This is a genomic window from Cereibacter sp. Soil_C_27, from assembly GCF_057657095.1.
In genome coordinates this window covers 1-278 of record NZ_JBDGJD010000038.1, presented here as the reverse complement: position 1 = coordinate 278, position 278 = coordinate 1, and the positions used below count along the sequence as shown (strand labels likewise).

1 pseudogene is annotated in these 278 nt (G+C 64.0%); it reads left to right on the top strand.

Features of this window, described 5'->3' with window-relative positions:
• Positions 1-278, top strand: a pseudogene (locus tag AC3A5Z_RS24195) (IS21 family transposase); the annotation flags it as partial.

Sequence of the window (278 nt, the reverse complement as noted above, 5' to 3'; positions counted from 1 at the left end):
TCACGGGAGCGGCTGACCCTGATCCGGGTTTTCGAAGAACTCCGGGAGGGCGGCTATGAGGGCGGCTACGACGCGGTCCGCCGCTATGCCCGGAACTGGTCGAAGACCCGCGGGGCGATGACGGCCGAGGCCTATGTGCCGCTCTATTATGCGCCGGGCGAGGCTTACCAGTTCGACTGGAGCCACGAGGTCGTTCGTATCGACGGCGTGACAATCACTGTGAAGGTGGCGCATGTCCGGCTCTGCCACAGCCGAATGATGTTCGTGCGGGCCTACAT